Genomic DNA, 7,776 nt, shown 5'->3' with positions numbered 1-7,776 from the left:
GAGGTGGAACGCCCCACCCCCGGCCCCGGTGAGGTGCTGGTCCGCACCGTCGCTGCCGGCGTCAACCGCGCCGACCTGCTGCAACGCCAGGGCCTGTACCCCCCGCCGAAGGGGGTCACCGACATCATCGGCCTGGAAGCAGCCGGCATCGTCGAGGAACTCGGCGAGGGCAGCCAGGGCTGGCATCCCGGCGACGAGGTCGTCGCGCTGCTCTCGGGCGGCGGGTACGCGGAGTACTTCGTGGCGCCGGCGGGTCAGCTCATCGCTCCGCCGAAGGACACCGACCTGGTCACCGCCGCCACCCTGCTGGAGGTCGCGGCCACCGTCGTCTCGAACATGGACCACGTGTCCCTGCGTCGGGGCGACACCTTCCTGGTGCATGGCGGAGCGGGTGGCATCGGCAGCTTCGCGATCCAGTACGCCAAGTCGCTGGACTGCCGGGTCGCGGTCACCGCCGGCACCGAGGCCAAGCGTGACTACTGCCGCACCCTGGGCGCCGACATCGCGCTGGACTACCACGATGACTGGTTGGCCAACCTGCGCCAGGCCACCGATGGCCACGGCGCCGACGTGATCCTGGACATCATGGGCGCCAAGTACCTCAACGCCAACGTCGACGCCCTGGCCGTCGACGGTCGGCTGGTCATCATCGGCATGCAGGGCGGCACCACCGGCGAATTGAACATCGCCACGTTGCTCGGCAAGCGGGCCACCGTCACCGCCACCAGCCTGCGCTTCCGCAGCAGCGAACAGAAGTCCGAGATCGTCGCCCGGGTCGCCGAGGTCGTCTGGCCGCTCATCGAGTCGGGCACCATCACCCCCGCACCGATCGAGCGGTTCGGGTTCGAGGACGCCGCCGCGGCACACCGGCGACTCGCCTCCGGTGAGGTCAGCGGCAAGCTGGTGCTCACCTTCTGACCAGCACCGCCCTCTGACCAGCACGCCCGGCCCTCAGCCATCGGCCAGCGGCAGCCGGACCAGCACGCGGGTACCGCCGCGGTGCCGCGGCGCCAGGCAGATCTGACCGCCGTGGGCCGCCAGCACGGTACGGGCGGCACTGAGACCCAGGCCCGTGCCCGCCGCCGGGTCCACCGGATCGGGTCGGGCGTTGCTGGCCCTGGCGAAGGGTTCCAGCACCATGTCGTGCTCACCCTCGGGGATTCCGATGCCCGAGTCGATGACCTCGATCACCAGGTCGCCACCCGAGACGGCGCTGGACACTTCGACCGTTCCGGTGTCCCGGCAGGCCTCGACGGCGTTGGCCAGGACCTCGTCCAGTGCCCGCTCGACCCGCGCCAGGTCCACCTCGAGGGTCGCTGTCGCCGCGTCGTGCAGCACCACCCTCGGCTGGCTGCCCGCACCCAGCGCGTCGGTCCACCGTGCCACCACGTCACGGACCATCCCGTCGGCAGCCACCGGCCGTGGCACCACGAAGTCGGCCCGGCCGGCCCGGTTGAGCAGCACCAGACAGGAGATGGCCCGCTCCAGACGCCGCGCCTCGTCGAGGCTGCGACCGAGTTCCTGGTCGCCGCGCTCGATCGCGTCCTCCAGGTCGGCCCGCAGAATCGTCAGCGGTGTCCGGATGATGTGGACCATGTTCTCCGAGAACTCCTGCTGGGCGGCCAGGCCCCGCTCGGCACCCTCAAGCATCTGGTTGGCGGCCCGCGCCAGTCGCAGGTACTCATCGCTGCCATGCTCGTTCACCCGGACGGAGCCCTGACTGGCGCGGACCCGTCGCGCCTCCTGCTCGAACTCACGCAGTGGCCCGGTCATCCGCCCGGCGATCCCCCAGGCCACCAGTCCCGTCACCACCAGGGCGGACGCGGCCAGGCCCACCAGCACCAACAACTCCTGGCTCAGCTCACGTTCGGCGGGCGCGTGGAACCGGACCACGACGATGTGCCCCACGGTGGCACCCACGTTGACCTGGTAGTTGCTCCAGCTGAGGGTGCCGGTCTCGGGAAAGCTGTCGCGCCCCATGGAGCCCGACTGCATGATGCGTGTTCGGATGGCCTCGGGCAGCTGGTCCCACGTCTGCGCCTGCGGCCCCATGGACGTGATGAGCCGTCCGGATGGCCCGATGCCCACCATCAGTTCGCCCTGGCCGCCCTCCTGGCGGGAGATGAAGACCTCCAGGAAGCGCCCGGCGTCGGTGAAGGGTTCACTGGTCTGCGGATCGATGCCCTCGGCGGCGAACCTGTTGATCTCGCCTGCCTCCTGCCGCAGGGCTGCCTGTATCGACTCGTTCACGTTGGCGCGCAGGACGAACGAGACTGCCACGATCAGCAATGCCATGCCCAGGGCGCTGACGCCCAGCACCCACGTCATGATCCGTCCCCGGCCGTCGAACCGGCTTGCGCGATGGTGGTTGCTCATCCTTGCTCCTCCAGTGCGCCGTCGAGGGCGACCTCGTCTGTCTGTTCGTCAGTGGTGGCGCTGTCTGTTGCCGAACGCCGCGGCGGGTGTCCCAGCACGGGGGTGTCCCTGCCTGGGGTGACGGTGCTGGCCCGGGGCATGCGGCGGGCCGCGCTCACGGGGCGGGCGATCACGACCGTGTCGGCCAGATCGTCGATGTTCCACACGTCGTAGGTGTCCATCAGTGAGGTGGGGTCACTGGAGCGCAGCACAACGCAGCCGGGGTACTGGTCCAGCACCTGGCGCAGCATCACCCGGCCCCGCGGGTCGAGTTGGTCGTCCAACTTGTCCAGGACCAGCAGCGGGGGGTCGTCGGCGATGGCGCGGGCAAGCTTCAGCCGGGCCCGTTGGTCGGGGGTGAGTGGTTCCCCACCGCGGCGCAGCATCGTCCGCTCGCCGTCGGGAAGCTTCGCCACCACACCATCCAGCCCGACCCGGGCCAGGTGTGCCCCCGGCGAGGTGGTGGAGTGGGGCACGCGGTAGCGCACCACCCGTGCCACGGTGCCCCGTTCCACGGGGGTGCCCCGCGAGGCGACCCCGACCAGACCCCGGCGATCACCCGCGGGCAGGTCATTGAGCTGGCGTCCGGCCACCTCGACCCAGGCCAGGGCATCCTGGAGGTCGCCGCTGAGATGTCCCATGACCAGGTCGAGTCGACCCGCAACGTCGCCGACCACCAGGACGCGGGCGCCGGGAGCGGCGACGAGACCCGGGATGGTGCCGTGCCGGTCCGACAGGCCCGCCACGTGGACGGCGCCGCGACCCAGGCCGGGGTGGTCCTGACGGTGGGCGAGGCGGCGACGCTCACGGGAGCGACGGCGCTCGTCGGCACGGTGCCGCCGAGCCGTGGCGATGACCGGTTGCAGCACCATGGCGGCAGCCTGCGCGTTCTGCCGGTACTCGGTGACCCGGCCCAGGTCATTGACGGGGGTGGCCAGCATCCCGGCGACCAGGATTGCGGCGGTCACTGCGGACGGTGACGACCCGCTCCAGACGCCGACCAGCACCACCAGCACGCCCAACACGGCGGTGATCGACGCCGACGAGCCGCGGATCACGCCCGAGACGACTGCTCGCTCACGGGCCGCCTGTGACACCTTGCTGCTCAACTTGTCGATCTGCTTGAGTTCACGGGACAGACCCCCGGCCACCCGAATCGAGGCCCCTGCACTGACGGTGTCGGCGATGTGCGCGGCCATCCGGCCGCGCACCTTGCGCAACTGCCGCGCCCGCTGCAGCGCCGGGCCGGCCAGCATCAGCACCATCGCCGCGAACACGGCCAGCACCACGATGACCAGCACGGCCATGATCGGCATCATCACCAGCAGCGCCAGACAGATGCCCATGATCATGGGCACGCCCACCGCCATCGGCGCGATGCCCAGCGAGACCCAGTTCTTCAGCGCCGACAGGTCATTGGTGGTGCGAGCGATGGTGATGCCCAGGTTGGCGCTGCGCGCCGGGGCCAGGGCGGAGGCCACCAGCAGTCGGCGGACCTCACCGACGTACTCCTGGCCGAGGTCCTCGGCCAGGATCCGCTCCCCCACCCGCCCCAGACCGATACCGAGGGCGACCACCAGCAGACCCACGACCAGCGCCACGGGCACGTCGGCGGTGGTGCCGCTCAGCAGTCGCGGCGTGACCAGGGCCGTGAGGATGGTCAAGGCGGCCTGGGCCAGTCCCACACCCACCAACAGGCCCAGCAGCAGGCGCCGCCGCCCGGACAGCACCGGGGGCAGGGCGCCGTCGCCGGGGGTGGTGGCTGGATTCACAGCCCGATCACGCTCCGCGCAACCTCCCCGATGCACAGGTCAAAGGTGCCGATCACCGGCGCCGCGGTGACGGCCTGCGCCTCGCGGGTGATCAGGGGGGCGCTGGTCAGCCGTCCCGAGATCGCCTTCAGCGGCAACTGGGCGCGGGTCAACAGTTCCGAACCGGCGGCTGCCGACAGCGCCTCGCCGCAGGCGAACAGCACGGAGTCGACCATGGCCTTGAAGTCCGGGTCGGTGATCAGGTGGGCCGTCTCGCCCTGGTAGATGCCGTCGGCGATCTCGACGACAATGACGTCGTCGCCGTTGCCGGCGAGTTCGGCGAAGACGGAGAAGACGGTGTCCTTCAACTCGGCCAGCGTCAGCTTGAAGGTGGACGGCAACCCGAAGTCGGTGAAGTCGAGCACGAGGTTTGCGCCGGCGTCGTGGAACAGGCCCGAGTCGTTCCCCGCGCCGGTGCCGGTGGCCTTGCCAGCCGAGACCTCGAAGCCTGCTCGACCCAGCCCGTTGACCAGGCTGCCCACCACGGTGGACTTGCCGGAGTTCATGGACGAGCCGAAGACGACCACCACGTGGGGCTTTGCGGCCAGCGCGGCGAACTCGTCGCGGGCCTGCTGCCAGGGACGGACCCGGGCCGGGCTGGTGCGACGCAGGTTGATGACGCCCTGCTCATCGGCCAGCAGTCCGATCGGCTCGATGACGGTGGCGGGATCGATGTCGGCGTGGCGGTCGATCACCCGTCCGGCGAGCCCGCCGGCGGCGACCAGATTGGTGAAGTCCAGGCTGTCGGGCACCTCGGCCAGGAACTGGTCGGGGGCGTAGCGGTGACCGTAGGCGACGACGATCTCGTCACCGACGAACAGGTGGCGACGACGCGAGTTGTAGGACTCCAGACGCTTGTGCTGGCCGACCTCGGCGACCCGGGCCAGCACCAGGTCGCCCGGTTGCGGCTGGATGCTCGAACCACGCTCCAGGTGATAACCCTCGGCGCCGTTCTCGCGAGTCTGCCGAGCGAACGCGCGCACCGTGTACGCCTTCTTGGCGCGACGCAGGCGGCGTGGAGCCAACTCGACGGTCTCGTGCTCGACCGCGACGGCTCCGCCGCGAGCGGGCAGCTCGGTGGCCCGGATCTGGGCGACGGCCAGTGGGGACAGTTCGGGATTGCGCGTCAACGTCATGCGGGTTCCTCCAGGTGGTGTGAGCCAGGTTCCGATGCAGTGCTCCTGACGAGAAAAAACCTAGGCCGGGCATGTGGACGAAGCGTGAGCAGCAGGTGAGAGACTTCTCATCACGCGGAATAGTTATTCGACACTCGGAATATTTATGCGCTACGCTGTGGGTGTGTCCAAAGTCCTGACTTCCATTCCCACCGGTGAACGCGTCGGCATCGCCTTCTCGGGTGGCCTCGACACCTCTGTCGCGGTCGCCTGGATGCGTGAGCAGGGTGCCATCCCCTGCACCTACACCGGCCAGCTCGGCCAGTACGACGAGCCCGACATCGACACCGTGCCGGGTCGGGCCATGCAGTACGGCGCCGAACTGTCGCGCCTGGTCGACTGTCGCGAATCGCTGGTCGAGGAGGGCCTGTCGGCACTGGCCTGCGGCGCCTTCCACATTCGCTCGGGGGGTCGTCCGTACTTCAACACGACCCCGCTGGGACGTGCGGTGACCGGCACCATGCTGGTGCGCGCCATGGCCGAGGACGACGTGAACGTCTGGGGCGACGGGTCGACCTACAAGGGCAACGACATTGAGCGCTTCTACCGTTACGGGCTGCTCGCCAACCCCGGCCTGCGGATCTACAAGCCGTGGCTGGACGAGGCCTTCGTGGCCGAACTCGGCGGCCGCCACGAGATGAGCCAGTGGCTCGTCGAGCGCGACCTGCCCTACCGCGACTCACAGGAGAAGGCCTACTCGACCGACGCGAACATCTGGGGTGCCACCCACGAGGCCAAGACCCTGGAGCACCTGGACGTCTCGCTCGAGACCGTCGAACCGATCATGGGGGTGAAGTTCTGGGACCCGAACGTCGCCATCGCGACCGAGGACGTCACCATCACCTTCACCCAGGGACGCCCCACCGCCATCAACGGACAGGAGCTGTCACCGGTCGACCTGGTCATGAAGGCCAACGACATTGGTGGACGCCACGGCCTGGGCATGACCGACCAGATCGAGAACCGCATCATCGAGGCCAAGAGCCGCGGCATCTACGAGGCCCCCGGGATGGCGTTGCTGTTCATCGCCTACGAGCGACTGCTGAACGCCATCCACAACGAGGACACCCTGGCGAACTACCATTCCCAGGGCCTGCGGCTGGGTCGCCTGCTCTACGAAGGTCGCTGGCTTGACCCGCAGTCGTTGATGCTGCGCGAGTCCATCAGCCGCTGGGTCGCCAGCGCGGTCACCGGCACCGTCGCCCTGCGCCTGCGCCGTGGCGAGGACTACACCATTCTCAACACCCAGGGCCCGAACCTGAGCTACCACCCCGACCGGCTCTCGATGGAGCGCGTCGAGGATGCCGCCTTCGGCCCGACCGACCGCATCGGCCAGCTCACCATGCGCAACCTGGACATCGCCGACACCCGCGAGAAGCTCGAGATCTATGCCCGGCAGGGTCAGCTCGGCGGCGCCCACGCGCAGCTGGTCGGTGAACTCGACCAGGGCCGGGCCGGCGCCATCCCGAGCATCGGCATGGGCCCCGACGAGGCCGATGACGCACTGGATCGTGCGGCCATGGACCTGGGCATGGACTGACCCGCAGCCCATCCGTGGGAAGTATCACCATCTCAGGGTGACCCCGGGGTGGCTCCGGGGGCCCACCCGACAGACGCCAGGCGCATGCTGGAGACATGATCAGGACATACCGTCCAGATCATGTCGTGAAAGGCCTTGTCCATGTCCCGTGCCGCTGCTTCCGTCGAGAAGATCACCAAGACCTACGGATCAGGTGACGCCCGGGTGGTTGCCCTGGATGACGTCTCCGTCGAGATCCTCTCGGGCCAACTCACCGCCGTGATGGGCCCCTCCGGTTCGGGCAAGTCGACCCTCATGCACTGCATGGCCGGCCTCGACCGCCCCACCTCCGGACGGGCACTCATCGGCGACACCGACGTCGCCACCCTCAAGGACCGCGACCTGACCCGGCTGCGTCGGGAGCGCATCGGCTTCATCTTCCAGCAGTTCAACCTGGTGGCCACCCTCACCGCCGAGGAGAACATCCTGCTGCCGCTGGCGATCGCCGGCAGGAAGCCCGACCCAGCCTGGTACCAGGAGGTCATCCGGGCCGTCGACCTGGCCGACCGCCTCAGCCACAAGCCCTCAGAACTGTCCGGCGGCCAGCAGCAGCGTGTCGCGTGCGCCCGGGCGCTGGTCGGCCGACCCGAGGTGGTCTTCGCCGACGAACCCACCGGCAACCTTGACTCCACCAGCGCCGCCGAAATCCTCACCTTCCTGCGCCGCTCGGTCGACGAATTGGGCCGCACCGTGGTCATGGTCACCCACGACCCCTACTCCGCCTCCTACGCCGACCGCGCCCTGTTCCTGGCCGACGGGAGGATCGTCGACGACGTCACCGATCCCACCCACGAGA

General features: G+C 69.3%; 6 protein-coding genes. 3 read left to right on the top strand and 3 right to left on the bottom strand.

The annotated features are described in order from the left end of the window. The coding region (locus IPV09_RS13695; protein ID WP_207475868.1) for an NAD(P)H-quinone oxidoreductase at nt 1-918 on the top strand (918 nt) is incomplete at its 5' end. Nucleotides 919-951: 33 nt separating this feature from the next. Here the strand turns inward: IPV09_RS13695 and IPV09_RS13690 are convergent. The 3 genes from IPV09_RS13690 to IPV09_RS13680 are packed head-to-tail and all read right to left on the bottom strand — an operon-like array spanning nt 952 to nt 5,362. After that, nucleotides 952-2,376, bottom strand: a complete 1,425-nt coding sequence (locus tag IPV09_RS13690; protein WP_207475866.1) for a HAMP domain-containing sensor histidine kinase — start codon at nt 2,374-2,376, stop codon at nt 952-954. Further along, nucleotides 2,373-4,187, bottom strand: a complete 1,815-nt coding sequence (locus IPV09_RS13685; RefSeq protein WP_207475864.1) for an ABC transporter ATP-binding protein/permease — start codon at nt 4,185-4,187, stop codon at nt 2,373-2,375. The genes IPV09_RS13690 and IPV09_RS13685 overlap by 4 nt, the downstream gene beginning before the upstream one ends. Next, nucleotides 4,184-5,362, bottom strand: a complete 1,179-nt coding sequence (locus IPV09_RS13680) for a hypothetical protein (protein ID WP_207475863.1) — start codon at nt 5,360-5,362, stop codon at nt 4,184-4,186. The genes IPV09_RS13685 and IPV09_RS13680 overlap by 4 nt, the downstream gene beginning before the upstream one ends. Before the next feature lie 145 nt (nt 5,363-5,507). Here IPV09_RS13680 and argG point away from each other — a divergent pair, with 145 nt between their 5' ends. Further along, complete coding sequence (gene argG, locus IPV09_RS13675) at nt 5,508-6,941, top strand: argininosuccinate synthase (RefSeq protein WP_207475861.1); 1,434 nt, start codon at nt 5,508-5,510, stop codon at nt 6,939-6,941. 141 nt (nt 6,942-7,082) lie between these two features. Beyond that, nucleotides 7,083-7,776 (top strand): ABC transporter ATP-binding protein (locus tag IPV09_RS13670; RefSeq protein WP_207475859.1); only part of this gene is annotated, 694 nt, incomplete at its 3' end.

It is taken from the genome of Tessaracoccus sp. SD287 (assembly GCF_017355265.1).
Lineage (GTDB): Bacteria > Actinomycetota > Actinomycetes > Propionibacteriales > Propionibacteriaceae > Aestuariimicrobium.
This window is presented reverse-complemented; position numbering and strand designations above follow the sequence as displayed.